The organism is Wandonia haliotis (assembly GCF_039523435.1).
In the GTDB taxonomy this organism is placed as follows: Bacteria; Bacteroidota; Bacteroidia; order Flavobacteriales_D; family Crocinitomicaceae; genus Wandonia; species Wandonia haliotis.
On the sequence record NZ_BAAAFH010000022.1, the window covers coordinates 917081 to 943894 of the forward strand.

The 26814-nt window shown below is 38.3% G+C and carries 23 protein-coding genes and 1 pseudogene; 2 read left to right on the forward strand and 22 right to left on the reverse strand.

The genetic code is table 11. From position 1 onward, the window contains the following. Positions 1-32: 32 nt before the first annotated feature. From ABDZ97_RS16670 to mraZ, 3 genes are read right to left on the reverse strand one after another with little or no spacing between them, the layout of a single operon-like run. Entirely contained in the window at positions 33-431 is a 399-nt protein-coding gene (locus ABDZ97_RS16670; protein ID WP_343790531.1) for an FtsL-like putative cell division protein, read from the reverse strand. Then, positions 421-1350 (reverse strand): 16S rRNA (cytosine(1402)-N(4))-methyltransferase RsmH, encoded by a 930-nt coding sequence (gene rsmH, locus ABDZ97_RS16675; protein ID WP_343790534.1) that lies wholly within the window; start codon positions 1348-1350, stop codon positions 421-423. The genes ABDZ97_RS16670 and rsmH overlap by 11 nt, the downstream gene beginning before the upstream one ends. Beyond that, on the reverse strand, positions 1340-1798 hold the full coding sequence (gene mraZ, locus ABDZ97_RS16680; RefSeq protein WP_343790537.1) for a division/cell wall cluster transcriptional repressor MraZ: 459 nt from the start codon (positions 1796-1798) through the stop codon (positions 1340-1342). Before mraZ ends, rsmH begins: the two co-directional genes overlap by 11 nt. A 335-nt stretch (positions 1799-2133) precedes the next feature. Between mraZ and ABDZ97_RS16685 the strand changes: the two genes are divergently transcribed. Then, positions 2134-2517, forward strand: coding sequence for a hypothetical protein (locus tag ABDZ97_RS16685; RefSeq protein WP_343790540.1), 384 nt, complete (start codon positions 2134-2136; stop codon positions 2515-2517). Between the two features lie 8 nt (positions 2518-2525). On the opposite strand, the gene ABDZ97_RS16690 is transcribed toward ABDZ97_RS16685, so the two are convergent. After that, a complete protein-coding gene (locus ABDZ97_RS16690; protein ID WP_343790543.1) occupies positions 2526-3236 on the reverse strand; it encodes a hypothetical protein in 711 nt (236 codons plus the stop codon). Positions 3237-3513: 277 nt separating this feature from the next. On the opposite strand from ABDZ97_RS16690, the gene ABDZ97_RS16695 reads away from it, so the two are divergent. After that, on the forward strand, positions 3514-4650 hold the full coding sequence (locus ABDZ97_RS16695; protein WP_343790546.1) for a hypothetical protein: 1137 nt from the start codon (positions 3514-3516) through the stop codon (positions 4648-4650). Positions 4651-4743: 93 nt separating this feature from the next. On the opposite strand, the gene ABDZ97_RS16700 is transcribed toward ABDZ97_RS16695, so the two are convergent. The 18 genes and pseudogenes from ABDZ97_RS16700 to ABDZ97_RS16785 all read right to left on the reverse strand — a co-directional run. After that, a complete protein-coding gene (locus ABDZ97_RS16700; RefSeq protein WP_343790549.1) occupies positions 4744-5445 on the reverse strand; it encodes a YqjF family protein in 702 nt (233 codons plus the stop codon). A 9-nt stretch (positions 5446-5454) separates the two neighbouring features. Continuing rightward, entirely contained in the window at positions 5455-5823 is a 369-nt protein-coding gene (locus ABDZ97_RS16705) for a CoA-binding protein (protein WP_343790552.1), read from the reverse strand. Beyond that, positions 5816-6535: a lycopene cyclase domain-containing protein gene (locus ABDZ97_RS16710; RefSeq protein ID WP_343790555.1), complete on the reverse strand. Its 720-nt coding sequence runs from the start codon at positions 6533-6535 to the stop codon at positions 5816-5818. The genes ABDZ97_RS16705 and ABDZ97_RS16710 overlap by 8 nt, the downstream gene beginning before the upstream one ends. Further along, a complete protein-coding gene (locus ABDZ97_RS16715; protein WP_343790558.1) occupies positions 6535-7014 on the reverse strand; it encodes a sterol desaturase family protein in 480 nt (159 codons plus the stop codon). Before ABDZ97_RS16715 ends, ABDZ97_RS16710 begins: the two co-directional genes overlap by 1 nt. A gap of 119 nt (positions 7015-7133) precedes the next feature. Further along, positions 7134-9848 (reverse strand): T9SS type A sorting domain-containing protein, encoded by a 2715-nt coding sequence (locus tag ABDZ97_RS16720; RefSeq protein WP_343790561.1) that lies wholly within the window; start codon positions 9846-9848, stop codon positions 7134-7136. Positions 9849-10033: 185 nt separating this feature from the next. Further along, positions 10034-12655 (reverse strand): glycosyltransferase family 39 protein, encoded by a 2622-nt coding sequence (locus tag ABDZ97_RS16725; RefSeq protein WP_343790564.1) that lies wholly within the window; start codon positions 12653-12655, stop codon positions 10034-10036. A 66-nt stretch (positions 12656-12721) separates the two neighbouring features. Then, positions 12722-13813: a nucleotide sugar dehydrogenase gene (locus ABDZ97_RS16730; protein ID WP_343790567.1), complete on the reverse strand. Its 1092-nt coding sequence runs from the start codon at positions 13811-13813 to the stop codon at positions 12722-12724. 2 nt (positions 13814-13815) lie between these two features. Further along, positions 13816-14847 carry a hypothetical protein gene (locus tag ABDZ97_RS16735; protein ID WP_343790570.1) on the reverse strand — a complete coding sequence of 344 codons (1032 nt, stop codon included), beginning with the start codon at positions 14845-14847 and terminating at the stop codon, positions 13816-13818. 1 nt (position 14848) lies between these two features. After that, on the reverse strand, positions 14849-15850 hold the full coding sequence (locus ABDZ97_RS16740; RefSeq protein ID WP_343790573.1) for a hypothetical protein: 1002 nt from the start codon (positions 15848-15850) through the stop codon (positions 14849-14851). A gap of 21 nt (positions 15851-15871) precedes the next feature. After that, positions 15872-16840 carry an NAD-dependent epimerase/dehydratase family protein gene (locus ABDZ97_RS16745; RefSeq protein WP_343790576.1) on the reverse strand — a complete coding sequence of 323 codons (969 nt, stop codon included), beginning with the start codon at positions 16838-16840 and terminating at the stop codon, positions 15872-15874. A gap of 111 nt (positions 16841-16951) precedes the next feature. Continuing rightward, positions 16952-17770 (reverse strand): hypothetical protein, encoded by an 819-nt coding sequence (locus ABDZ97_RS16750; protein ID WP_343790580.1) that lies wholly within the window; start codon positions 17768-17770, stop codon positions 16952-16954. Beyond that, entirely contained in the window at positions 17767-18855 is a 1089-nt protein-coding gene (locus ABDZ97_RS16755; protein WP_343790583.1) for a UbiA family prenyltransferase, read from the reverse strand. Before ABDZ97_RS16755 ends, ABDZ97_RS16750 begins: the two co-directional genes overlap by 4 nt. A gap of 42 nt (positions 18856-18897) precedes the next feature. Then, complete coding sequence (locus ABDZ97_RS16760; RefSeq protein WP_343790586.1) at positions 18898-19959, reverse strand: hypothetical protein; 1062 nt, start codon at positions 19957-19959, stop codon at positions 18898-18900. Continuing rightward, positions 19956-21056: pseudogene (locus ABDZ97_RS16765) on the reverse strand (ABC transporter ATP-binding protein); the annotation flags it as partial. The gene ABDZ97_RS16760 and the pseudogene ABDZ97_RS16765, both read right to left, overlap by 4 nt. A 206-nt stretch (positions 21057-21262) precedes the next feature. Further along, on the reverse strand, positions 21263-22087 hold the full coding sequence (locus ABDZ97_RS16770) for an ABC transporter permease (RefSeq protein ID WP_343790593.1): 825 nt from the start codon (positions 22085-22087) through the stop codon (positions 21263-21265). After that, on the reverse strand, positions 22077-23144 hold the full coding sequence (locus ABDZ97_RS16775) for an aminotransferase class I/II-fold pyridoxal phosphate-dependent enzyme (RefSeq protein WP_343790596.1): 1068 nt from the start codon (positions 23142-23144) through the stop codon (positions 22077-22079). Before ABDZ97_RS16775 ends, ABDZ97_RS16770 begins: the two co-directional genes overlap by 11 nt. A gap of 184 nt (positions 23145-23328) precedes the next feature. Continuing rightward, on the reverse strand, positions 23329-24354 hold the full coding sequence (locus ABDZ97_RS16780) for a PorP/SprF family type IX secretion system membrane protein (protein ID WP_343790599.1): 1026 nt from the start codon (positions 24352-24354) through the stop codon (positions 23329-23331). A 17-nt stretch (positions 24355-24371) separates the two neighbouring features. Beyond that, a partial coding sequence (locus tag ABDZ97_RS16785) for a T9SS type B sorting domain-containing protein (protein ID WP_343790602.1) occupies positions 24372-26814 on the reverse strand: 2443 nt, incomplete at its 5' end.

Genomic DNA, 26814 nt, shown 5'->3' on the forward strand with positions numbered 1-26814 from the left:
TTTCCATAATATGCTTTTTCTCTCTTCCAGAATTACTCCTTTTCTTCTTTTACCCGTATTACTTTCGGAGGATCAATTGATTCAATCAATCCCGTCCCTTCCAGTTTCTCCAGCAATTTCCCCCTTGCCGTCTCTTCCTGAAAACGTGCTTTTAACTCAACATAATCAGACACAATCTCATCCAATTCTGCTTCTGTCTTTATTACATTATCCGAGACTTGTTTTACATAATACCCTTTGGTAATCAACAAAAGCAAGAGCAACATTACATAGAAGATAAACCCGAGATTTTCGATCACGAATTCACGTGTAAGAAAATCTCCACTCAGGATCTGGGAAACTGTTTTTGAACCCTTCATTTTTTTTCCGGGTTTTGCATTATCAGGCTTCTCAGCTTCCTGCTGCTCTTTATCTACATACTTATTTGACACCCGTGTCCAGTTTTACAGCAATTCTCAGCTTAGCACTTCGCGACCGTGAATTCCTTTCCATTTCTTCATCAGAAGGCAATATTGGTTTGCGATTCACTTCTTCGAGGGGTTTTACAATATTTCCGTAAAAGTCTTTTTCAATCTTTCCGTCAAAACTTCCCCGTTTCATAAAGTTTTTCACCAACCGATCCTCCAATGAATGATAGGATATCACGACCAGTCTCCCCCCCGGTTTCAATACCTCTACAGCTTGTTCCAGCATTTTCTTCAACACGTTGATTTCGTCATTAACTTCAATGCGAATCGCCTGAAAAACCTGCGCAAGAAACTTATGCTCTTTTCCTTTTTGTGCAATCGGTTGAATTACTTCTTTTAGTTGCCCGGTGGTTATTATCGGTTCAATCTGGCGCGCTCTGACGATAGCTTCAACTGTTCTTTTCAGACTCTGCACTTCTCCGTATTCGCGCAAAACACGGTACAGGTTCTCCTCATCGTATTCGTTTACTACATACCGGGCCGTCAGTTTTCCGGATTGATTCATCCGCATATCCAGCTCATCGTCCATTCGAATTGAGAACCCTCTTTCACCACTATCAAACTGATGAGAGGAAACACCCAAATCCGCCAGTATTCCATCTACCGGAAGAAGCCCGAACATACGAAGCTGATTTTTGAGATACGCAAAATTTCCTGCAATAAACGTAAAGTTAGCTGCATCCCATGCGTTGTTTTTCGCATCCGGATCCTGATCAAAACCAATCAGATGCCCTTTTTCTCCAAGAAGTTTAAAGATTTCACGAGAATGCCCTCCTCCACCAAATGTAACATCCACATAGCGCCCGTCAGGACGAATATCCAATGCGTCAATACACTCATTCAGGAGAACCGGTATGTGGTACGTTTCTTCGTTATTCTTCATTTTCTAATCCACCCATTACTTCATCTGCCAAATCGGCAAAATCAGCCATGTTCGAATCAATCATGTCAAAATAATGGTGCTTATCCCAGATCTCAATCCGGTCATTATACGCAATCAACATCACCTCTTTCGACAAACCTACCCGTTCCATATGTGTTACTGGAATATGAATACGACCAGCAGAATCAAGCCCTACGGCTTTCGCTCCCTGATGAAACAGACGATAAAACATTCTGTTTTTCGGCTTAAAGAGATTCATCTTTGACAATTGCTCACTCAACTTATCCCATTCATTCATTGGATAAAGCGTTAAACAATCTTCAAAACCTTTATTTAACATGAAATTTTCCTGGGCAGCAGGCGAGAGTTGCTTCCTCAATCCCGAAGGAAAGAGAAAACGCCCTTTAGCATCGAGCTTCACCTCATATTCACCTACTAATCCAGCCATGACTTCTAATAATGGGTAAAATTAAGGAAGAAATCCCCACTTTTTACCACTTCTTTACTCATTGTTGAAAACTTAATACGATCAAGAAGCACATAAGGTTACAAAAACAACTCAAAAAACCATTATACACAGTACTTTTAGAGGAATAATAAAAAGTGGTAAAAAGTGGTAATTAAAAATCGTTTGTGAACAAATAAGGGGAGTTATCAACAGTAGAACATGCAATAAACAGCAGAAAAGACGTATTAAAAACACGCTTTCAAATCAGGAAAATCAGAGTTAAACACTCCTCTCAGGAATGGTTTATTTCGTAAATTCGACCTAAAAAATAAAAAATGGTAACAGCCTGGATCGGCTCTCTGTGTATTGTACTACTTATCCTTTTTCAGGTACTACTCGCATTAGGATTCCCTCTGGGCGAATACTCAATGGGAGGCAAGCATAAAGTATTTCCACCAATACTTCGGATTGCCAGTATTGTGTCAGCGATACTACTGAGCTTTGCTCTTTATGTTTTACTGAGTTTAGGAAACGTTATTCAACCTAACGATTTAACCACCTGGCATGACTATGCAGGCTACTCTTTTGGCAGTTATCTTTGCCTTAATACCATCCTGAATTTAGTTTCTCCAAGTAAAAAAGAACGAGCTGTTATGACACCACTATCTGCTATTCTGGCTTTTTGTTTTTTTTACACCACTTACAATGCTGCAGGATAATACAGCAGCTATTCCTCGTCCTTAAAAAACCCGGAAAACACCCTTTTAATTGCCTCAGCACTTCCTGTAATAATAGGCCCCAGATAATCAACAACTGAATCAGCTACAGCTCCTCCGGCTTTATCCGCAACTTTTGTACCTAATTTCTTTACAACACCTTTCAGAACTCCCTTCAATGAGGTATCTTCTTTTGCCCCAACAGCAACAAATGCTTTCTTAATTTCCTTTTGGGAATCCTGCGGCAAATACGACTCAAAAAGTGTAACAAACGCATCTGTTGTTAGCCGAACAAGTTCGGGAGAAAAGGAACCATCCGTAATGTGATTAAGCTGCTTCAGTTTTGCCCGCAAATGATCAATGAGGTACGGGTTACCAATTTCAATTCCGATCTTATCATTGTCTTTCAAAAAAACCGGACGTTTCAGCATTTCTTTCAACTCGTCATCCAACTCCTCTTTACTTGTCTGTCTTAGCTTGGACTCATACAACAGATTTCGGGCCTTTGCACGAGTTACTCTTAGTTCTGATACCAATTCATACAAATCGGGATTCTTTTCAAAAAGACCTAATTGTTGAAGTTTCATAAAAAGGAGGATATCAAAATCCCGTTTTGACATTGATCCATATGCAGGAGTCAGGTAGTCTTGTAATAATTCGGCAAACACTTTTTTTACCTCTTCACCACTTCGTTCATCCAGTTTCTTTAAAATATTCTGCATGGCATTGTAAGTTCTGTTGTGTCAATTTCATAGCCCATCCCCTAATTTCATCTAAAAATGAGGTAGGGTCAATTTCAAATATAACACTTTATTGTTATACCTATTTTCACTTGACACACCTTCTTTTTTACCTCACTTTCAGCACACAAAACGCGTGAATTAAAGTGAAAAAAAATTTGCATGTATGGGATTTTATGATACATTTGGTACTCAAGCATATGGTAGGCCTACCTCTTCTTGACGAAGTCCTTTATTTACATAACTAAATTTCAAAACAATGAAAAAACTTGTTTTTGGTATTGCTACCTTAGTGGCAATCACATCATTTCACTCCTGCCAGAAAGAAAACATCTCTGCTAGTGATTCGAAAATTACACAACAAAAAGCTAACAGTACTATTCGATCAGCGAATGGGGAGTTAGTTTTTGAAGACGAAGCTCATTTTCTAACCAGCCTGCCTCATCTTGCAGAAATGAACGATGCCGATCGTATAGCCTGGGAAAAAGCAATTGGTTTCGAATCTCTTTTATCAATCGAGCAAAGAATAATGGAGCAGGAAAACCAACGAATAGAGAAATTTTTCGAAGGTGTTGACCCCGGATTAACAGTAGCAGAATATGAAGCAATGGGGCTATACTACCAACCTTCGGAAGAATACCTTAACTATCTGCAGACAGGTGTTCTTGAACGACTGGAAGAAAAAGACGGATCCATTTCTACACGCGTATCTGTTACCGATCCATCCTTTCACTACGTTTTGGGAGCGTCCAGAAAAGTTCATGTAGGCGATCAGCTATATGAATTCAACGGAAGTGTTCTGAAGGTATATGACAATACCGGAGCAATAGTCAAAGAAATAGACTATAACTCTCAGGAAAAGCTAAATGGGGAGTATAACTTCACACGTGGAATTGGTCCTTCAGGAAACAGAGGAGGATGGATTAACGATCCGGCAAGAGGTTCTGACTATAGATACAGAAGTTTTGTGACTTTCTCCTCTTCTTTTACAACTTCTTCACTTTCGCAAAGCTACTATTGGTATGCCCGTGCAGAACAAAGAAGATTTGGTAACTGGGCAACAAGAAATAACTATCTACCAATATGGGGATTTCAGGCAAGCTGGAAGTTTGACTATTGGGTAATCTACAATGGAGCTCCTTATGGAACAGCCATTGACAGCGACTCCCCTTCAAACATGCTTAACAACAGTAGTGGTTACGCAACCTCTCCTTATGGGTTGTCCAATTTGAATACAAACTATACAGTAAGGTATCTGTACCCACATGGTCTTTATTCAATCAATCCGGCTACGGCAGGTTTCAGCTTCTTCGAAAACGTACGCATATACAGTAACAGCTACAGCAGTTCCTTCACTGGAGGAGCAAGCGGATACAGCTTCGTATTGTACAATTAAAATTTTTGGGCACAATATTTAGACTGTGCCCTGCTTTTTCACACAACTAAAAAGCGGATTCACCGGGATGTAAACGACTCCCGGTGTTTCTTTTTACCAGGCAACAACCTGTACTCCAGGTGAATAATGAATTTTATCCGGTTGTCCTTTTACTAACGCTGAAAATCTGGGGTAAGACAAAGTCAATTCCTCAACATCAATCTTTTTCAGAGGCCATTCTATATGGTGAATATCGAATTCACGTATATCCTGCCCTACATCCTGAAAAAGAGCATACCGTTCTGTCAACCACTTATCAAGAGAATCTTTTTGAAGGAGAGTCTCCCCTGTTATAAAAGACAGCTTCAATACATCTCCGAAACTTCCGTTTGTTGAGGCATATTTACCCTTCTCTCTCTTCATACCTGAATATCTGTATGGAAGTCCTGATAATCCTCTGGCAATTTTACAAGACAATAATTTCCCTCCTTCTATACTTAGAAAATAGACTCCCTGTTTATTGTTTCTTCTTACATAGGTACGTATATTGATTTCATCGAAATCCGAAACTGGAGAAAATGCAGGTAAAATCCGGGGACGGATTTTATTCATTGTAAATGCCACAACAGAAACCCATGCTTCCCCTTCAAAAAGATCAATTTCCAAATTCCCGGGAACACATGTTCTCAGTTCATCAATCGCTACTTTCCAATGCAAAAAAACAGCTTTATTCCATTCCTGATAGTACTTCCATTTTCCTAAGGGCAGCACATAAGGTCTGTGTTCCGTTTCTTTGAGCAAGTCTCGAATTGTCATCCTACTCTATTAATAATTCCCTACAGATAACAATACGAGTGTACACGCATTCTCTGTACTTATCCCGTTCTCGTTCAACACTTTTTCGAAATCCAGATTCTCTGCTCCTGGATTAAAGATCACTCTTTTCGGATGCAGTTTCAGAATATCTTTGTAAAATCCTTTTTGATTTCTTGCAGACAAATACATGGTCAATGTATCAACAGGTTCGTGAACGGGTATGGAACGAACGATAGATGCTTCCCCTACTACTCCCTCTCTATTTCCAACAGCAATAACCGGATGTTGGTGTTTTTGTAACAACAACAAAGCCTGATAAGAATAACGATCTTCTTTCGTACTTGCCCCCAACACTAATGTCAACTTCTTTTCACTCATAACCAATCTTTTGAACATTTCCTTTCCTTCTCAGAGAAGATTCGTAAATCGTTATTACCGACAACATCATTAGTAAGCAATAAAATGTATCCTCTACCGGGATTGTATACAGACGAAATCCTATTATCTCACTTTCATTATACCATACTACCTGATCGGGAATAAAACTCCCTGTAAGAACTCCATTGACCAGTAAAAACGGAATCAGAATAAACAGAAAAGCTAAATAAAACCTCCCCAAATACGCTCTATTATTCGTAAGCACAAACTGATGAACAGACAGCAATAGTATTAGAAGAATTGCTGTCAGAAAAGTGTACCACTTCTCCCATCCCGTAATCAACAACCCTACACTTAACAAAAGCCATACTACATTGATTCTCTTTCCCCATTTCTGAACTGAATTATTTTTATCATAATAACGGATCACCTCATAGATAAAAACGCAAGCATAAGGAATACAAAAGAAGAATAGCACTTCTTCAATCGGAAGATTCACAATTGATAATCCCACAAGATAATTCTGGTTAAACCCCCAAAAACCAAAACTCGTAAAGACACTGTCCCAAACAATAAAAACAAATGCTACTATAACGATAGAAAACCAGATTTCTTTTTGGTTCTGCCTCATCAAAACTCTTTCATCCCACGTTTTAAATAGTGGATATGAAATAGAAAATATGTTTAGAAACAAATATAGATATGTAAGCATTATTTCCCTTTTTTTCTTTTCAGGTAGCCAGCCGCTTCAACAAAATATTTCCGAGGCACTAATAACATCCCGAAACATTCACCGTCTTCAGGTCCTAAATGTTTATGATGTACTTTATGTGCTTTCCGAAGCGCCATGAAGTACACATTCTCTGTGTGTTTAAAAAAAGGTAGTCGCTGATGAATTAAAACTTCGTGAACAAAAAAATAACAAATTCCGTACAATGTAATCCCAATTCCCACATACAATTTCCAATCCAGTCCATCCATAATCCCGAACATAATAAACAACCAGGATGGAATACCGAAAACAGTTGAAAAGAAGTCATTTCTTTCCAGTTTCTTGTTATGTGGAACATGATGATCTCTGTGTAAACCCCAGAGAAAACCATGCATTACATATTTATGTAAGAACCATGCGAAACCTTCCATAAAGAGAAAGGTCCCTGTAACGATTAATATGTTAATGATAATCTGCACACTACAAATTTAACCCGAAATAGGTTGTTCCAAGTCAAAAAGTGTCATGAATTTAACATAAAAAAAGGACGTGGTTATTTCCACGTCCTTAATTACATTTATTACTAAACTAAAACAATCTATTTAATCACCACCTTAACAGGTTTCAATGTATGTTCTTTATCTGAGTCAATGCGTAGTAAGTATACTCCACGAGATACTCCCAGATTGTGTAGCTGAACCAGCGTCTGTCCTTTCACTAATTCCGTGCCCTGTGCATACACGCGCTTTCCACTCATATCATACAAACCTATACGTACACTGCCCAAAGACTCCTTAACAGCTATCTCTACAAACAATTCATCACTCGCCGGATTCGGGTAAACATGTAATATATCTTCTGTTGCTTCACAAGAAGACTGGACGGGTCCGTACAACGTCTCAGCTCCATCCGTATCCACCTGTATCAATCGGTAATACATTCCATTACCCTGTACGGAGGCATCTCGATACACATACGCGGATTCTGTATTCGTAGTACCAGCTCCCGCCAACTCGCCCACATAATCCCATTCATAGCCATCACGGCTGCGCTCGATAACATAGTGAGAGGAATGCTGCTCTGTGGCTGTCTCCCAACTCAATTCTACTCCACCTGCCGGCATACACTCCGCACGGAAACCAGTAAGCGTAACAGGTAAAGGACTGTTGATCGAACTGCCATGTAACCAGAATTCAGAGAAACCGGAGATCGTGTACTCCGTATACAATCCATTCGCATCAAATCCCGATATAACAGAAGAAGCTGTTCCTGATCCACTGTTATTCCAGATTGTTGTAACACCCGACGGGCAGTTATCCGTAGCCACACTATTCACCAAAGATGGAGCAGACGGGTTCGAATACTTACTCAGGTACAAATCTCCATACGTTACCGTGTTATCGTTCATATTCGCATTGCTGTTGGCCACAGGACTCAAAGCACTGTATTCACCACCATCGAAGTACAAACGAACATCAACCGAACCTGAGGGCTGAATCTGAGGGGTTATCACCCAACGACGTCCCAATACGGCCGTACGGTTCTGAGGGGTAGGGATAGCACAGGCATCTATTTCAAAAGGAGCTACCTGAACATACGATGTTGCAGTTACATTGCCCAGATTCTGTCCATGAGAATTAATGGCACAAAGCAAACGACCCGAAACGCTGTTGTAGAAATGAACCCAACCGTTTTCGGAAACAACACAGGTGGCTGATTCTCCATCGATCGACAGGAAACCACTCGGGTTAGGAACCGTTACACTCGTTGAGGCACAAGTACTCGCAGGACATCCTCCCGAACTACTCGCACGAACATAATACGTCGTGCCACTACCTGGACTCACATTTATCGATGGACCCGTACCAATTACCGTACTTCCGCATGAGCCCGAGAACCATTCATAATGAGCTCCACTCACTAAGGTACCACCGCTTTGGGTCAGTGTGACCTGATTCCCCTGACAGTAGGTACCTCCTCCTGTTACGGAAGTAGGAGCTGTTGAGGGACTACCCACAGTAAAGCTCACATCGCTGCTGCAATAACCTACTGTAGCTCGAAGCGTTACTGCACCCGTATATGCTCCCGGCAGGTAATTAGATCCCGAAAAACTTCCCCCTCCGGAAACAATCGACCAGTTCACCGTAGGGTTATTGTGTGCCCCGCCCAACGTATACGTCAAAGGAAGGGTTCCTCCTGAACAAATACCAGCGGTACTCGTAGTATTTGTTACTGTCGTGTTCTGACGGTAACGCAATACAGCTGATTGTCCCGTGAAGTCATGTCCCGTGGCTCCACCACAGGTGTTCGCTGCAGAAGAACACATATTTGTTGTAACGTTAATTCGATGCGCACCATTACGGTTGGCATTAAATGAAACAGAATTTGTTCCTACTGAACTAAGTGTTCCGAAACCGGAACAAGTTGTACCCGCTCCCCAGGCCTGCATATAAGCCGTACTCATAGCAGTTCCACAAGCAGCAGTTCCCAGATTCTCTACCGTATAGTTAACGCCATTGGTTAAAGACAAAACCGAATGCGTTCCGGAGCCCGCACACCAGGTTCCCGACCAATTCGTACAACTTGGTGCTGCCGGAATCGTTCCATTAGCAGAGGCAGTAGAACCTACTTGTGTGGGAACAGGTCCTGAACCCGGCACTATTGTCAACCTCATCTGAGGTCGTGAATTCGAAAAGTGATCGTGGTAATTCGGCATTGTACACCCCACTTCAACAGGACGTTCATCACCATGATCCATATATTCATAAGAAGTTGTCCGATACCCGGCATTATAAACCCTGACAGCTCCTCCTGCAGTATACCCTGAATTATCAAAACAAATATCAACCAACAAATTATCACATCCATTCCAACCAAACGGAGTGGAAAAAGTAATCGTTCGCCAACCACCAGAAGAAAAATTACCAGTAGGCTCAGAACTGTTATAATATACGGTTGTAAGTCCAACGTCATCCATTCCTGCAGGAGTGGCAACAGTCGTATTTTTCATTTTTACAGAAAATCCCTGCATATTTCTACCCGGAGTACCTGTCACATAAAGCGCCAATGAAGTAATATTCCCTGTAATTCCTCCAGCATTAATAATATCTGCTCTTCTAATCACGTATTGTGCCCGTGAATCAGTAAACTCCGTATTAATAGCAGCCAATCCTGACTGAGAACTGGTTGAGGTACCTGACCCCAAGGTTATTGTAACTTGCGAAAAGCCATTAGGAAGAAAAAATAAAATGGTTAGGAAAAATAAACCCAACGTAACAATGCGTTTGGATTTCAAGGTGATAAAAAGTTTCATATTTCAGTAATATGTAGATTGAATAATTGTCAAAATTAAAACAATTTACCCCTACAAACCAAATCTTTAAGTATTTATACTTATTTCTATATCAGGTATTTTACCAGTAAAACCAAGAGGTTTTGGAAGTATCGGAACACATACGCGTTGAATATTTAACATATTATCGTTAAAATATTTTTTTATTAACGTTCTGTTATATCATCAGAATGTTTCAAATCTCTAATCTGGTTATAATTAGATCGTAAGCCTTCATCCCCAGGAAACAGGTCAATTCCTGTCTCCAATACATAAAGTGCGGAGTCTATTTCATTATTCAGGTAATACCCTCTGGCTAGCAGTTCGTAATTCCCTTCTTTCTTTTCATAAGAGAATAACAGACGTGCTGTATTCAGGTATTGTCGACTATTCCCACTTCTGTCATAAGCATCTAACGCTGCGTAATACGCAGGCAGGAAAGTGGAATCTAGCTCCACCACCTTTTCAAATGAAAAAGCAGCCTCTTTCCACTCCGCTAAATAGGTAGCAACTCTTCCCCTATCATACCATGCATTAAAAAAATAAGGCCAGATTTCCGTAGCACGAACAAAGTGATGGTACGCCTCCTGCTGCAATGCCATTCGATTTGTAGGAAGCAATCGCGTATTGTCTAATGATTCCTTCATCAAATTGGTAGCAAGTAGATTATGAGCCTGTGCCGAATTATCTAAATGTATGATATCATGACGCATTAGTGTCACTGCATCTTTCCAATCTGCGTTTCTTATAACAGTACGACCAGCAAGCAGTACCAACGCAAAAATAACCAAGTATTCTACTACCCCTCTTTTCTTAAATGAAAAATCAGATTTAATAGCAAAAACAATACCTCCCAACAACAAGCAAAAGCCAGATGAAGCTACAAATACCAATCGCTCACCCACCATTCCAGCTACTAACTCCACCCAGTTACTAAAAAGCAGAATAGATATCAGATACCAACCAATTGCTACACTAATTACAGGGTTACTCCGCAAAAAGTAAAAGGCCCCGAAAATCAATCCCGAATGAAAAACAAGTGAAACCCAAACCCAAATACTTAACCAGCTCGTAGTATGAACCTTCTCATATCCATAATAAAACGATAGTTCTTTAGGAAATAACATTATTCGCGCATATTCTCCAAGCACAAAAAATCCTGTGCTCACCCTTTCACTTCGAGTATGCGGTGCTACTAATGTATTTTCAACATATTCTAACGTACGCCCACTATCTCTGTGAATATCAGAATCAGCAGATGGTACCCTCTGAGCCCACTGCTCAATTGTCTCTTGCTCTTTAAGAACAATAGAATTTGCAGACCAGTCCACCTGAAATAAGTAGAAGACCAGTATCACCAAAGGTATAAACCGAATTAAATTGAATTTGGGCTTCCAATAATCTATAAAACCGACCAAAGACAACACAATAAGCGAATAAGTAAAAACTCCTAAATCAATCGCTGACTTATTCCAAATTATGACACTCATTAACACAATTAACACCGTAAAAATCAGAGCAATAATTCTTTTTTGAAAAAACAACCAAAAATAAACTATAACTGCCAGTACTTTCAGTACTTTACCAAAAATGGAAAAATCAACTTCTTTTTCAAAATACTGGAAAATAAAAAAGCAAGTAATCGTCACCCCCGCAAAAATTGCAGGATAAAAACTATTTGTTTTTTGATTTTTTGTAAAAAAGAAATATCCGACAGACAGTAATAAGGCACTATCTATAAAATGGAAATCTTTTGAAAAGAAGACCATAACCAGACATTGTCCTATCAACTGCAACATCCCAGATCGGTAGTTAAAAGACAAAACCCACAGTAGCGGAACAATACTCACTATAAAAAACACATAATAATCGGTATAAATCGTTACTCCTAATAATCCCCAGGATACAGCAGAATACAACCCTGTTGATACAAGTGATCCTTTTGTCAATCTTTCCCATTGAAGAGATTTAATTTTCTCCATGACTTCAAAAAATAAAACATTTCCCGCAAAAGGTAATACCAACATTATAATCAAACGTTCTGGGATCAAATCTGAGGCTATAATCGCACTCGGGATTATCAAAATGGCAGATAGTGTAAGAAATCTTTTTCTAGTTATAGAAAAAAATAAAGCATGTGCAACCGGCAAAAAAATCACTAACGGATAGACGCTCTTCTTTGATAGCATTCCCAAAACAATAAACATAGCGCTCCAAAACAATGAAAACCAACTCCTTTTTGAGATAAATTTAACAATACATAATGCTGCCAACAGTACAAATAGTAAAGCCAAAATTTCATCTCTATTTTTGATGCTGGCAACAACCTCTGTATGAACAGGGTGCACAACAAAAATCAAAACAGAAACAAGTGACAGATACAAGTTCCTATCTCCCAACCATCTGATAAATAATTTGAATAATAATACAGATACAATAGCAAACAACACAACACTCATAAAATGGCTAACCTGCGCACTTTCTCCAAAGAGGGAATGCTCTATCGCAAATGAAAGATGAACAATAGGTCTGTAACCATATGAATATCCCATTTCATCACTATAATACGGAGAAGTCATTATTTCTTTGAAATTCGATATCCCGCCGGATGTTAAAGGATGGTTTTTGGTTACCAACTCATCATCCATATTATAATCGTGCGGTATTGTATTCGCAAATAAGAAAAAAGCCAGAAAGCCAATAAACAACATATATCCAAGAAAGGATTTCTGCTTGCCTGAAACTGATTCTTTTTGTTGTTCTGATGTATTTTTATTTCTTTTTGTCATAGTAGAGTCTTGTGTCTGGAAAACCAAATTAGACAAATATTTTAGTAATCACCTCTTAACAGAACATTACTCATAGTAAAACAACCCGGGATACATCAACTCTATTGAATGTTTTATATGATTACTATTCTTAAGAATCACCTTTTTTCCTGTATTCGCCAACTTAACAGCTAATTCAAGTTGTTGAGATTGCTCAATTATATCCGTATTTTTTTTGTAGGTTACATAATCAAATACAAACTCTTCACGATTCTCCCGGAGTAGTTGTTCGTATTGAAACTGCAAATGATTTTTATTTACCTCAATAGTGGCCTCAGAAAGAGGCAGTGTCATTTTCTGTTCTTTGGCAAAGTAGAGCAACGCCTGATTATCTCTGGGGAAACAAGGTCCTCCAAACCCATAGCCATAACCAAGATATTTACTTCCGATTCTAGAATCTGCCCCTATTGCGCTCAGCACTTTATCTTCATCTCCACCCGTCCTTTTTATCAAATCACCGATAGAATTAGCAAAAGAAATCTTCATTGTCAGGAAACAATTCGTTGCCAACTTGGTAATTTCAGCACTCAACGTATCCATTACATGATATTCTGGAGATGAGATACACATTCTTGCGTATAGGTTCTTAAGGAAAATTGTTGCATCTGGATGCCCTTCACCAATCAAGATCTGATCCGGGTTTTGCTGATCTCTCATTATAGATCCCTGTGCTATGAATTCAGGATTATACGAGATAGAATAATTCCAATCTTTCATTTTCACTGATAACTCATTACAATATCCCGGCATTACCGTTGCCCCAATGATTATATGTTTTAACTCTTCAGGTTTCTTCAATTCCATTAATTGGCTAACAACAGACTCAATATAACTGTGCGAAAAGGAATTGTCATGTTGAGATGGGGTGGGAACAATAATATAGATTATATTTACTTGTTCTTGTTCAATAACCTTGATATCTGTGTATGAAGAAAAGTTACATGATGCACTTAAATACTCATTAACCAATGGTTCCGGAGAAGAATATGTTTTAGCATTTAACTGATTCACATACTCCTGATTTACGTCAATTCCAATCACCTCATATCCTGACTTCTCAGCATTAAGTGCGAAACACAGCCCTAATCTCCCAATTCCAATAACTGCCAACTTTTCCATCTCTATTCTACTCTTGATTTTACCACAATAGGTAATTCTATATCATTCATTCCCCAGTTTGATTCATTCAAGCCCCATGTTTGTTGTTTTTCAACAAGCTGCATTCCGCCCTTATTTACGATACTATAATCCAACGAGGGTTTGTTTTGCAAAAACCTAATCGTTCTAATTGCATCATCAGACTCCCAACCATCTTCATGATAGATGTGATAAACAGGAGCTTTATAAGGAAAAATAATTTGTTTTTTACCCCGAGCTATTGCTGCCCATAACCCCATACTATCAATATGGATTGAGTACATATCTAATTCAGGATATCCTTCTATGTCCAACCAATCTTCTCTGGACATCAAAGTGAAATCACCACATGCATCAAAATCGATGGTAAAATGGGCAAATTGTTTTTTGTGTGTGACTTTCCATACCTTTAGAACGAAAGCATTTAACATTTTAGCAACTCTTGGAAAGTAGTACACAAATCTCGGGAGCGAAAGAGTTTCATGTCCCTGAACCTTTCCAAGTCGTTTAATTATATTGTTTTCTGCAAATTTCAATTGCTCTGCAATTTCTCTAAGCTTCATTACATCACTTGGGATATCACATCTGTTTGCCCTATAGTAGTGATTCTTCAATAATCTTTTCTGAGACAAAACCTGAAAACATACATCTGAAAAAAGGATATCTATATTTGTACACAAAATAAACTCGCCACTTGCTCGCCTAATTCCAACATTTTTAGCAATCATTTGGTATAATGGGATACTTTCTGAATTCTTATACTTGTTGTGTACTTCAGGAGGAACAATAACATATTTTACATCAACCAAATCATTACTATTCGGTGCAGGCAGCACTTCATGTAGGAACGGTTTATCTTCCGGAGGGTTCCAGTCTACAAGAACCAATTCGATAGGCAAATTCCACTTTTTTGCCTGTTCAAAAATACCTTTTACGAAAGTGGAGGTTCGGAGCAATAAATCTCCTCCGTGATTATCATTTCTTGATGTAGCAACAATTGTCAGATAATAACTCATTTCAACAATAAATTTCAGGTAAATCAATAGTATTTAATCCCCAATCGGCATGATTATTATAATTCATACTTTTCTTTTCTTTTAGCATTTTTTGGGACTCTCTCTGAAAAAAACGATAAGCCGTATTCTCTTCTTCATTTCTATTATCTGCAAGATATCTTCTTTCATGCTCCTGGTGATAAACAGGAATATCCAGAACATATTCCTTCAGCCCGGACATAGCAGCCTGAACAACGAAAAGAGAATCAATATGTAGAGCAATTGGTGCGCTCTCGTAATATGCTCCAATTTCTTTCCAAAATCTAGTATGCATCATCATAAAATCCCCACTACTTTTACAATGAAAGCGAAATTCAACATTATCATAATACACAGGAATACTTAGTCTATTTAATAGGGATTCAATTTTAATTGTATTTATCATATACCAATTCACAACTCCGTATCTGATTTTTAACCATAAATACAGTAGTCCTGAATAATACTTCAACTTGTGTGTATGCCCTTTAAGGTTAATACAAATTAATTTCTTTCTCCCATTGTCGTATTCAAAATCAATTCGATTGGCTCTATAATACCTATCCTGATATAAATTTCCTGATATCTTTTGAATGAATTTATCAGGAAAAAGAATATCTGGATTCATAGCACATATAAATTCCCCTTTACTTCTTCGGATCCCAACATTCTTCCCCAAATATTCTATTACGGGAATATTCTTAATTCCATTCTGCTCAATAAATTTTTTGTGATGCGCTGGTAGCACTGTAATAATTCTAATTATTACATTTTCTGTAGATTTCGGCCAACGGATAAATTCCTGAATACGTGGAGACTCAGAAACAGGGTTATAGTTAACAAATATGATTTCCGCACTTATATCAAATTCAACAAGTTGAGAAAATAACCGACTCACACAATTTTGTAATCTCTGTTTAAAATCTCCACCATAATTATCATTTCTTCCAGTAAAGACAAAAGATATATAAGGCGATTTGTTCATTTATAACCTGTACAATTGGGGTTAATTAGACTCTACCTTTACATTCGACTCAATCCATCTGTACAACTTACTTATTCCCCTTTCTAAGTTAATTTTTGGACTCCAACCTAAATCATGGGAAATCAATCTATTATCAGAACACCTCCCTCTTACTCCTGTAGGTCCCTCAATATGGCTGATTTTTACTGATTTACCTGCTACTTTAGCAATTACTTCTACAAACTCATCGATTGATACCATTTCTTCAGATCCAATATTATAGGGTCCTGAAAATTCAGAACGTATCAACTCTATAACTGCATCCAAACAGTCATCAATATAAAGAAAAGACCTTGTCTGTTTTCCATCTCCCCACACATCAATTATCCCATCATTCTCAACCAAAGCAATCTTTCTGCACAAGGCAGCTGGCGCCTTTTCCTTTCCATTATTCCACGCCCCCTCTTCTCCGTAAATATTATGAAAGCGCGCTATTTTTACATTCAAATCATAATTCCTACTAAATGAAGCATACAAACGCTCACTAAATAACTTCTCCCATCCATACTCGCTATCAGGTTGAGCAGGATAAGCTGTATTCTCTCCACATTTAGGATTTTCAGGATCAAGTTGGTTATATTCCGGATACATACAGGCTGAAGAAGAATAAAACAGTGCTTTTACTTTTTTTGCAGAAGCCACTTTAGCCACATTCAAGTTTATTTGAGCCGAATTATGCATTACATCTGCATCATGCTCTCCTACAAAAATGTAACCTGCACCTCCCATATCTGCTGCTAACTGATATAACTCATCAATCCCTTCAGTGATCACCTGACTTACAAATGTATAATCCCTTAAATCACCTAAATAAAATTCATCAGCTAAAGACTCTGAAAATTCAGGAAACTTCAAATCCACTCCAATTACATACTGACCTTCTTTCTTTAGTCGTTTGACAAGATGTGAACCAATAAAACCTCCTGCACCAAGAACAAGTGTTTTTTTCATTTTTCGGTATTTGGTTGATATAACTATATGCGTAGCTCCACATAGTCTCCATTACAAATATAATGATAATTCTCCAAAACAGTTTTGTATTGCTCTCCGTATCAACATGATTTACTTCCCCTTTTTATTACTCATTTTTACATTGTAATAAAATTCCATAATTGTTTTGGAGTTATGATCCAGCGGATACTTATACAACTCTATAAAACGCGTATTGTATCCCTCCCAACGAGAGGAAGAGTCAATTATAGAACTCATAGCCTGATAATTCCTTAACGAGTACTCTTCGTTTACTTCTATTTCAAATTGTCCGGAGTATTTTTCTATTCCTGACCAATCCCAATCTGGGGAAAAAGAATAATGATCCTGCTTTATAAGAATACGATCTGTCTCTGAAGAAAAAACAAGATTTAGTAACCTCGAAAACGGAAGAGGATCCGATGTATGTTTATCTAAAAAAGATATATTAAAAAAAGGATCCTGAACATAGTAATCTGAGATTTCGTTACTATACACGACAGTAAATTGATGTGTGTAAAAAGTATTTTCAAATCCTATATCAAATGTTTCGGAATTGTATCCCAAATCAGAATAAACTTCGTGTAAGAAATGAGCTGAACCTCCGCATCTTACTGTCGCAGAATCAAACAAAAAAACGGAATAATACCGTTCACCTTTCCAATTAACCCAATTTTCATCGAACAATGCCACATCCCTTCCCCCGACTCCTCCGTCAATTAATTCTGCCACTTTTCTGCGGATAAAAGAAGTTTTCTCAAAATCAGTCGACATTAACTTCGTTTCGTGACGTAAAAAATCCAAAAATTCAGGATAGGCTTGATGCTCAGAATACTTAGGTTCCTGATTCTCTTGCTCACAGGCAAAGACAAAAAACAATAAAAGCATACAAATACTAATTATTACTCTCATACCTCCCCCCTGCTCTTTTCTTCCGACCATCGTAAAACATATTTTCTGAAGTAATAAATTGAATAATTGACCACTTTTGAAACATAAAATCTGAAAAAATAATACACCTTGGTTAGTGCTGATCTAAATGAACTATAGGCACTATACGCATAAACACTGCGAAATAAGTACAATAAAATCAACGCAAAAAATACATTTATTTTATTCAAAATCAGTAAAAACAAAATAAAACCTGCAATAATAGAATGACGATACATATAGGCTAGCAATACTTGTATCGAAGAAAAAAATTCTGCTTTTTTATTGATGCTCGCATGAAGTACTTGTATTACTAAAACAAAAACAGGAAATAAGAAGTTAAATGTGTTAAACAACAGAAACAGCCCTAACCAAATGATATATAACACCAATTCTACACGAAAAATATACTGCCAAAGGCACCAAACCTTATTTTTCCCCAAATCAATAACAATAGAATTTGTCCCCGTCTTTTTATCATTCTCATAATCTTCCAGTTGTCCATTCAGAAAATTACGGCACTCCCATAAATATGACCATAGCAAATAAACAACAGAAAAAATCAGCTGCATTTCGCTGAGATGATTTATAGGAACAATGTGTACAACAATGATAATCAAGGGTAACATACGCTCATAAAGTCCGGTAAGGAGGAGAGCCAATATTCCTCTCTCCTTTATTCGTAGTGGTCGAAAAGAATAACTCATATTACATACCATCTGAAGAACGACTAACCCTATGATCCAAGGTGAAAGAACAATGGAAAGCGAGATTGACAGACCACCAAGAACAACGATTAACCTCCCCCCATATCTAACAGGTAACATGTTAAATACATTTGTCTTTCCAACTTCCTTATCTGATTCATAATCTGAATAATCATTAATAAAATGACCAAACACGGCCAAAAAAGCAAGCAGAACAAAAAGCAATAAATCAAAAATGGATAGTATCACTTCTCCATGAGCTAAATACTCAAATAATAGAAATGTAAAGACACCTGATCCGATTTTATCTATCCACCATTTATCTAGCTTAAGCGTTTTAGTAATTCTTCTAATTAACATCGTATCGTTATGATGGCTTTTTAGGAAGTTTACAAAATGTCATCACCCCTTATATAAACTGAGGAATTCTATATAGAGACTCGATGTATAGATATCTGATCCAAAGAATGTAGCGGGTTCTTTTGTTTTAGGGTTAATATCCAACTTATTATTACTTGTATAAAATGGCTCTACTGTTTCATATAGTTTTCTTTTGTACGACTCTTCGATAAATTTGTCCGTATCAATCTCTTGAATAAAAGCCCTTTCTTCAAGATATAAAAGAGAAATCAGAAAATATAAATCATCAAGCAAATTATCTTTTCTATAGCTGGAGTTATAGAAGTCATACAATCTTTCAATAATAGTATCATACAGTCGGTTTTCTTTTTTCAGATTAACTATATCATAATAATGAAGCCGACAAATATGATAGACTTCTTGAACATACGTTGTATAGTATGTTGTTTCTTTTAAATTATTTAATACCTGCTTCGAGACTTTTTCAAATACATCTTGATTATCCTTCAATCCCAGATAAAGTAAATTATTACAATCTACAATAACTTCGTGATCATCCAAATCAATATGCTTATTCTGCAGAGGTTTACATTTCTTGACCATTTTATTATAGTACAGTATGGAAATATAATCTGCAAAAGAATAAATGGACAAGTATTGATCGCTAATCCATAACTTAAATACCCCATTCTCTTTTTGACGCATAAGAATTTTCCTGTTTGGAATTTTTATTCCCATACTCCCCAGAAAAAAAGAACTCATCGAAGTTGTATCACTGTCATTAGGAACTCTGTATTTTTTATCTATGGCCCCAAAACTCCAAAGTTTACCTCTAAACGAATTTGACAATAGAAATTGAACCGAACTTTTCAATAGCTCTGCTATTTTAGGCTCTTCTTTTGCGTGTAATAAGTTTACAGCAACTGATGCTGAACAAAAATTTGAGTTTACCGGATATTTCATCCAACCCTCTGAAGGATGGTAATATGGCTGTAAATACATTGTTTTAAATGATCCATCTGAAGAACGATTTTCAAACATATAGTCCACAACCATACCCCAAAGAGCATTACAAGAATTGGTATCCATAAAGGAATTACTCATATCTCATTCCCTTTCCTAACTATTATTTCAAAAGGGACTGCTAGCATTGCTGTGTCCTTAATTGGATGCAAAATTTGATTTACCAGATTTCGATCCGAAACCTTGACTAAAAGAAAGGCTTCTTCTTTAAGGATCAGTTCGTCCTCTCCTTTTGAGAGAAATAACTCAGCGAAATAGATCCTACTATTCAGTATACTCTTAGGCATAGCAAACTCAATCAGGTATTTCCCTTTTTTCTCTATTGCTTGTGCTTTTTTACTCAAAGAAGTAATAATAAAAAGCAAATTGTTAGAAATATCAAAAAACTTAACTCCAATTGTAAAACTGATATCTTCCAGCAAATGAACTTCAAAAAATAATTTGAAAGATTGAAAACTACACAATCCGTCTTCTAAAACAGACTCCTCTTTAATCCCATAGTTAAGCAGCTCTATTTCAGCATTTTTAAACTGGATTTCTTTAAACACATAGAACGGAGGTTTACTTACTATTTCAAAGAATTTATTGTAATTATCTCGCTGGTATTCATTCAAGACTTCTGTTGTCCCAATCTTCTCTAAATTTCCAGTTTTAAAGAATAAAACCTTTGAATAATCAACTCTGCTTTCAGATAAAACGTGACTTACATTTATAATTGTACCACCTTTCTTCAACAACTTTGAAGTTATATCTCTTGTCTCCAATTGGAATTCTGCATCTCCAACACTGAGAACTTCATCAAACAAATAAATATCAAAATCTAAATGTGCCATTATACTAAACGCCAACCGCAAGTACATTCCATTCGAATAATTTTTTACCGGTTCATCGATGAATTTTTTAATTCCAGAAAAGGCAACTATATCATCAAACTTCGTCTGAATTTCTTTTCTGGAAAACCCATGTATTTGTCCATTCAGAAATACATTCTCTCTTCCACTCAATTCAGGATGAAATCCCGTTCCTATATCCAATATACTTGCTACCCTCCCACAAATATGAACTTCACCCGATGAAGGTTTTGTTATTCCGGCCAACACTTTGAGTAGAGTCGATTTACCACTGCCATTTGGACCTATTATACCAACATGTTCTCCTTTTTTTATCTCAAAAGAAACATCTCTTAGAGCCCATAACTCTGAAGTACTATTTCCATTCTCATCCTCCATAGAATGACGAAGATGATAGCTTTTTGATAAATTATTGACTCGTATGGCTGTACTATTATCCAAATTATAGCAGTAGTTCTTTTCTTTTTATAAATGTATGAATTTTATCTGTTTAGTTGTTGAAAACAGCACATCACTTAACTAATCACACATTGTTATAAATAATCAGTCAATTTACTCTCTTTTCTGTTATAAAAATATAAGCCTGACATAAAGAATAACATGACAATAAATAAGTTAATTACCCAGATCCATTTAAAAGCACCAAAATCGAACAAACTCCAACGCCATAACTCCACAACATTCGCCATTGGGTTAAAGTCGAGAACAAACTTGTACTGTTCGGGTAACAGGTCGCTTCCAAAGAAAACAGGAGAAAACCAAATACCAAAATACATAAGAAACGGAACAAGATGCAAAACATCCCGTTTTTTTGTCGCCAGGACAGATATCCAGAAAACAAGACAAAGACCGCATACGGTATTATACAGTAACACCAGCGGGAGAAAGATAATTTTCCAGGAAAGAGACTGCCCGAAATAGATCAACAACAGAACCAACAAAAGCAGACTAATGCCCAATTCGACAAGTGCTGTCAGTGTTTTGGACAATGGAATAATGCTTTTCGGAAAATAAATCTTTTTTATCAGGTGTGCCGACTCCTGTATACCAAAGGCCCCTGAGTTTACAATGTATGAAAAATAGTTCCACCCCAGTAAACCACTGAGTACATATACCGGGTAATCAATCCCATCCGTTTTCCAGTTTAGCAAAAAGCCGAAAAAAAAGGTATAAATGAACAATGCCGTTAAAGGTTGTAGAACTGTCCATCCCAACCCTATGAATGTTTGGGCATACTTTACTTTCAGATCTCTTTGTGCAAATACCAGAATCAGATTCCTGTATTTCCATATCTGCCGGAAGAAGAACCCAAGTGTTTCCGTTCTGGACGAATAAACTGTAACTTCTTTATCTTCCATTGTAAAATCGTTTGACTGCATCACATACTTCTACAACATCCTGTTCAGTCATCCCGGTATGCAAAGGCAATCGTAATAAGGACCCCGAAACGTGATCAGTAACAGGAAGAGTGCCCGAGGGAAATTTCTTTCCCATTTTGGAAGTATGCAACGGAATGTAATGAAACATTGCTTCGATTCCCTTCTCCGAAAGATGGTGACGCAGAGCTTCTCGTTCCTCTTCGGATCGCGCAAGCAAATAGAACAAATGTATATTCTCCTGTAGTTTATGCTCCGGCAAAATTAAATCTGCATAACTACTTAACTCATTAAAGTAAATCCGGCTCAATTCTTTCCTTTTGTTCAGGATATGTGCGCGGTTTAACAGATTATCATACAAAGCTACTGCATTGAGTTCATTCATTTGGTATTTGGACCCTGTATCTACCCACTCATAATAGGGAACTTTTTGCGTCTCAAATCGCGTCCTGTTTGTCCCGATATGATAAATCGCATCCAATCTATCCATAAAATCTGGAGTGTTTACGAGTAACACCCCTCCCTGAATGGCTGAAATCTGCTTGGTTATATCAAAACTGATTACTCCCATGTCACCTATGGTTCCCAACGGCTGTCCATTATATGAATTACCAAAAGCCATTGCCGCATCCTCAATCATTATAAGCTGATGTGCGTCACACAATTGCCGTATTGCATCAAGATTAGTGGAATGCCCTCCATAGTGTGTTACAACGACAGCTCTTGTTTTCTCTGATATTTTTTTTTCAATTTCAGTAAATGCTAAATTGAAGTCACTTATAGAAATATCAGCAAACACCGGAATGGCACCATGAGAGACAAAAGCATTTGCGGTCGAGACAAAAGTAAAAGAGGGCATGATGATTTCATCCCCGGGTCGGATGTCCATTGCTTTCGCAATCATTTCCAGCCCACCTGTAGCAGAATGCGTTAATAAATGATACGTATTTTGTCCAAAAACCAAAGCCAGCTCTTCCTGACACAAGGCTGAATATTTTTTATTCCTGAAAAATTCGTAATCAGAAAATAAATCAGCCATGTACCGATTATACTTGTCTGACTGAAATACGCTATTAAACCGAATCTTCATTTCAACTAAAACTCATTCTCTTAAAAGGCTTCCGAAACAACAAAAGCAGTAGTTTGTTCTATTCTATACACACCTAATTACCAGCGCAAAATAGAAAAACTTATTCAATAAAACCCAGCAGTTTTAGTTTTTCTTATCTCCACCTGCTTCGGCTCTTTCCTTTGAAAGGACTATCCATTGCCCACTGCAAAAAGAACTCAAATCCTCCTCTTGAACGAGAGATTGCTGTCAGATTACTTGTGTTTACATCGTACGAAAATCCTACAGATAGACCCGACCAGGAAAACATTGCCTTCGTAATTAGTGCGTCTTTATTTCTATAGAATAATCCCAATGACACGGAAACATCAGAATTAGAGTTATAACGGGAACTCCCTTCAAATACATATTTACCGTAAGTTCCGAAAATAATTTCCTGTGATTTCCCCTGAACAGCATAATACACGCCCGGTTCCAGCGCAAAATTTGATTTCCCTACCTGAAAAACAGCATTGGCAAAAGCTGTAAATCGTATGGCTAGTTTTTCACTTCCGACTTTAATAAATGAATAATTCGGACGATTCAAATGATATGCACCCGCTCCCACATTAATTCTGTTTTGTATTAATGACCGACGACTTCTTCTCTTACTTTTTTCGTAGGAATACAACAAACCTGCTCCCATATCAAAGTGAAAAAGATTCATCTTTTCAAAATTCTCCTGATTGCTTAAAGATGAATTAAACCCTGTACCATCAAATTGTGCGCTCCACGTTCCCATATCTTTTAAAGAACGTTGACCAAATCCGACATACAATCCCCCTCCTAGTTTATGGCTTTCTTCCAGAATAACATGGTAAGCAGCATTCAAACTAGCGCTGGTTGTACTCATTCTCTCATCCCCGGCCTGATCATTAAAAAAATTAACTCCCATGGCAAGATATCCTTTTCTTCCCTCATTAAATCTTGAATCTACTGAAAATCCGAATGTACTATAGGGTCTTGCCACGCTGTTCCACTGTGAACGGTAATTAACAACAGCACGAAGACCGTGATTAGCCCCCACCAATGCCGGATTCAGATTCAATGGTGAATAACTCACGTTCGAAAAGTGAATATCCTGCCCTTTACTTTGTAAAAACGACATGATCGCTATACATATTATTAGTCCTCTCTTCATCACTCGTTTTTTATCTGTTATCTAAGTAGGTTGATATTCCCCGACATTTCTATTTCTTTCCCGCTTTCCGTAGTAGCATAAACCCGGTAAACAAATGAGGCAGTATTCAACGGTTTTCCTTTATACGTACCATCCCAGCAATCGTTTACACTCTCCGACTCATATACTAACTGCCCCCATCTGTTAAACACCTGTATAGAGTATGAAAGAATGCAATCCTTCTCCCCATGAACACAGAAACCGTCGTTATTTCCATCGGAATTTGGTGAGAACATAGTTGGTATGAATAACTCTCCACAACTGGACTCAACATAAATAGTCAAAGATGCTTCCTGTTCACATCCTTCCGGTGAGATTACTGTCACGGTATAGGTTGTTGTTTCCGAAGGTGTTGCTACCGGACTGGCACAATTCGTGCAACTTAACCCGACAGCCGGAGTCCAGTTATACGACAGGTCTGTTGAAGAAGGGTCTACATCAGCCTGTAAAAGAACACTTTCTCCTTCTTTGATCATATCAGTTTCTGATGATACAACCAGAGAGAAATTTCCATCACTTTCAACAACTGACTCAGCATATGCAGAACATCCATTATTGTCTGTAATTGTAACTCCATAGGAACCAGCAGAAATATTATTCAATGTATTGGTTGTACCCTGATTTCCATCCCACAAATAGGTAAATGGTGCTTCCCCGTTTTGAGGCGTTGCCACAAGGTTACCATCAGCGTTATCACATGTCGGGTTTGTACCGCTAAAGTTAATAGTCAGTGGTTGCGGATCGATAATGGATACTGATTCGGCATCCTGACAACCATTTGCATCCGTTACTGTCACCGTATATGTTCCTGATGATAAACCAGATGCCGTATTTCCGACCCCGTTTGGTGTATCCCAACTATATTGGTACGGTCCTGTACCATTTGCCACTGCAATAGTTATTTCAGCATCTTCCCCTCCATTACAAATTAACTCAACTATATCTGACACAGTAATAACAGGAAAATCAGTTTGTGGATTTATAGTTATCGTGGTAATTGCTGACTCGCATCCTGTCGTATTATCGATAACAGTAAATTGATAACTCCCTATACCCAATCCGCTGAATACGGTTGAACTTTGCGGAGCTCCTCCATTAATCAGGTAGGAATAATCAGCCCCTAAAGGAGAATTTATTTGTAGGGTCGCAGTAGGGTCTGTACAGGTTGGAGGAACGGTTATTGATACATCAGGTGCAGCTGGAGGAGTACTACTTTCAATAGTAACATTGACCGTTGTACTGCTTACGCAACCATCTGAGTTCGTTACTGTGAAATTATAGGTTCCTGAGGACAGACCACTCAAAGTAGTTGTCGTTCCACTTCCGCTGATTCCACCCGGGTTTATCGTCCAACTACCCGATGGTAGACCACTCAGATCAACACTTCCCGTTGGGGTTGTGCAGTCCGGTTGGGTGATGGTGCCGACTACCGGAGCTAAAGGTGTAACAGGCGCTGTGTTGATAACAACATTAGCTGTTGCACTACTTACGCAACCATCTGAGTTGGTTACTGTATAGTTATACGTTCCCGAGGACAGACCACTCAAAGTAGTTGTCGTTCCACTGCCACTGATTCCACCCGGGTTAATCGTCCAGCTACCCGATGGTAAACCACTCAGATCAACACTCCCCGTTGGGGTTGTGCAGTCCGGTTGGGTGATGGTGCCGACTACCGGAGCTGAAGGTGTAACAGGCGCTGTATTGATAACAACATTTACCGTTGCACTGCTTACGCAACCATCTGAGTTGGTTACTGTATAGTTATACGTTCCTGAGGACAGACCACTTATCGTGGTAGTCGTTCCACTACCGCTGATTCCACCCGGGTTTATCGTCCAGCTACCCGATGGTAGACCACTCAGGTCAACACTTCCCGTTGGGGTTGTGCAGTCCGGTTGGGTGATGGTACCGACTACCGGAGCCGAAGGTGTAACAGGTGCTGTATTGATAACAACATTTACCGTTGCACTGCTTACGCAACCATCTGAGTTGGTTACTGTATAGTTATACGTGCCGGGGGACAAACCACTCAAAGTAGTTGTCGTTCCACTGCCGCTAATTCCTCCCGGGTTAATCGTCCAGCTACCCGATGGTAAACCACTCAGGTCAACACTTCCCGTTGGGGTTGTGCAGTCCGGCTGGGTGATGGTGCCGACTACCGGAGCTGAAGGTGTAACAGGTGCTGTATTGATAACAACATTAGCTGTTGCACTGCTTACGCAACCATCCGAATTCGTTACTGTGAAGTTATAGGTTCCTGAGGACAAACCGCTTATCGTGGTAGTCGTTCCACTGCCACTGATTCCACCCGGGTTTATCGTCCAACTACCCGATGGTAGACCACTCAGGTCAACACTTCCCGTTGGGGTTGTGCAGTCCGGCTGGGTGATGGTGCCGACTACCGGAGCTGAAGGTGTAACA

Coding starts and splice junctions, on each gene's coding strand:
- ABDZ97_RS16740 (WP_343790573.1), bottom strand. CDS start 15,850: ATGAACAAATCGCCTTATATATCTTTTGTCTTTACTGGAAGAAATGAT.
- ABDZ97_RS16750 (WP_343790580.1), bottom strand. CDS start 17,770: ATGAGAGTAATAATTAGTATTTGTATGCTTTTATTGTTTTTTGTCTTT.
- ABDZ97_RS16720 (WP_343790561.1), bottom strand. CDS start 9,848: ATGAAACTTTTTATCACCTTGAAATCCAAACGCATTGTTACGTTGGGT.
- ABDZ97_RS16685 (WP_343790540.1), top strand. CDS start 2,134: ATGGTAACAGCCTGGATCGGCTCTCTGTGTATTGTACTACTTATCCTT.
- ABDZ97_RS16755 (WP_343790583.1), bottom strand. CDS start 18,855: ATGTTAATTAGAAGAATTACTAAAACGCTTAAGCTAGATAAATGGTGG.
- ABDZ97_RS16700 (WP_343790549.1), bottom strand. CDS start 5,445: ATGACAATTCGAGACTTGCTCAAAGAAACGGAACACAGACCTTATGTG.
- ABDZ97_RS16770 (WP_343790593.1), bottom strand. CDS start 22,087: ATGGAAGATAAAGAAGTTACAGTTTATTCGTCCAGAACGGAAACACTT.
- ABDZ97_RS16780 (WP_343790599.1), bottom strand. CDS start 24,354: ATGAAGAGAGGACTAATAATATGTATAGCGATCATGTCGTTTTTACAA.
- ABDZ97_RS16775 (WP_343790596.1), bottom strand. CDS start 23,144: ATGGCTGATTTATTTTCTGATTACGAATTTTTCAGGAATAAAAAATAT.
- ABDZ97_RS16725 (WP_343790564.1), bottom strand. CDS start 12,655: ATGACAAAAAGAAATAAAAATACATCAGAACAACAAAAAGAATCAGTT.
- ABDZ97_RS16745 (WP_343790576.1), bottom strand. CDS start 16,840: ATGAAAAAAACACTTGTTCTTGGTGCAGGAGGTTTTATTGGTTCACAT.
- mraZ (WP_343790537.1), bottom strand. CDS start 1,798: ATGGCTGGATTAGTAGGTGAATATGAGGTGAAGCTCGATGCTAAAGGG.
- ABDZ97_RS16760 (WP_343790586.1), bottom strand. CDS start 19,959: ATGAGTAATTCCTTTATGGATACCAATTCTTGTAATGCTCTTTGGGGT.
- ABDZ97_RS16690 (WP_343790543.1), bottom strand. CDS start 3,236: ATGCAGAATATTTTAAAGAAACTGGATGAACGAAGTGGTGAAGAGGTA.
- ABDZ97_RS16735 (WP_343790570.1), bottom strand. CDS start 14,847: ATGAGTTATTATCTGACAATTGTTGCTACATCAAGAAATGATAATCAC.
- ABDZ97_RS16710 (WP_343790555.1), bottom strand. CDS start 6,535: ATGCTTACATATCTATATTTGTTTCTAAACATATTTTCTATTTCATAT.
- ABDZ97_RS16695 (WP_343790546.1), top strand. CDS start 3,514: ATGAAAAAACTTGTTTTTGGTATTGCTACCTTAGTGGCAATCACATCA.
- ABDZ97_RS16730 (WP_343790567.1), bottom strand. CDS start 13,813: ATGGAAAAGTTGGCAGTTATTGGAATTGGGAGATTAGGGCTGTGTTTC.
- ABDZ97_RS16705 (WP_343790552.1), bottom strand. CDS start 5,823: ATGAGTGAAAAGAAGTTGACATTAGTGTTGGGGGCAAGTACGAAAGAA.
- rsmH (WP_343790534.1), bottom strand. CDS start 1,350: ATGAAGAATAACGAAGAAACGTACCACATACCGGTTCTCCTGAATGAG.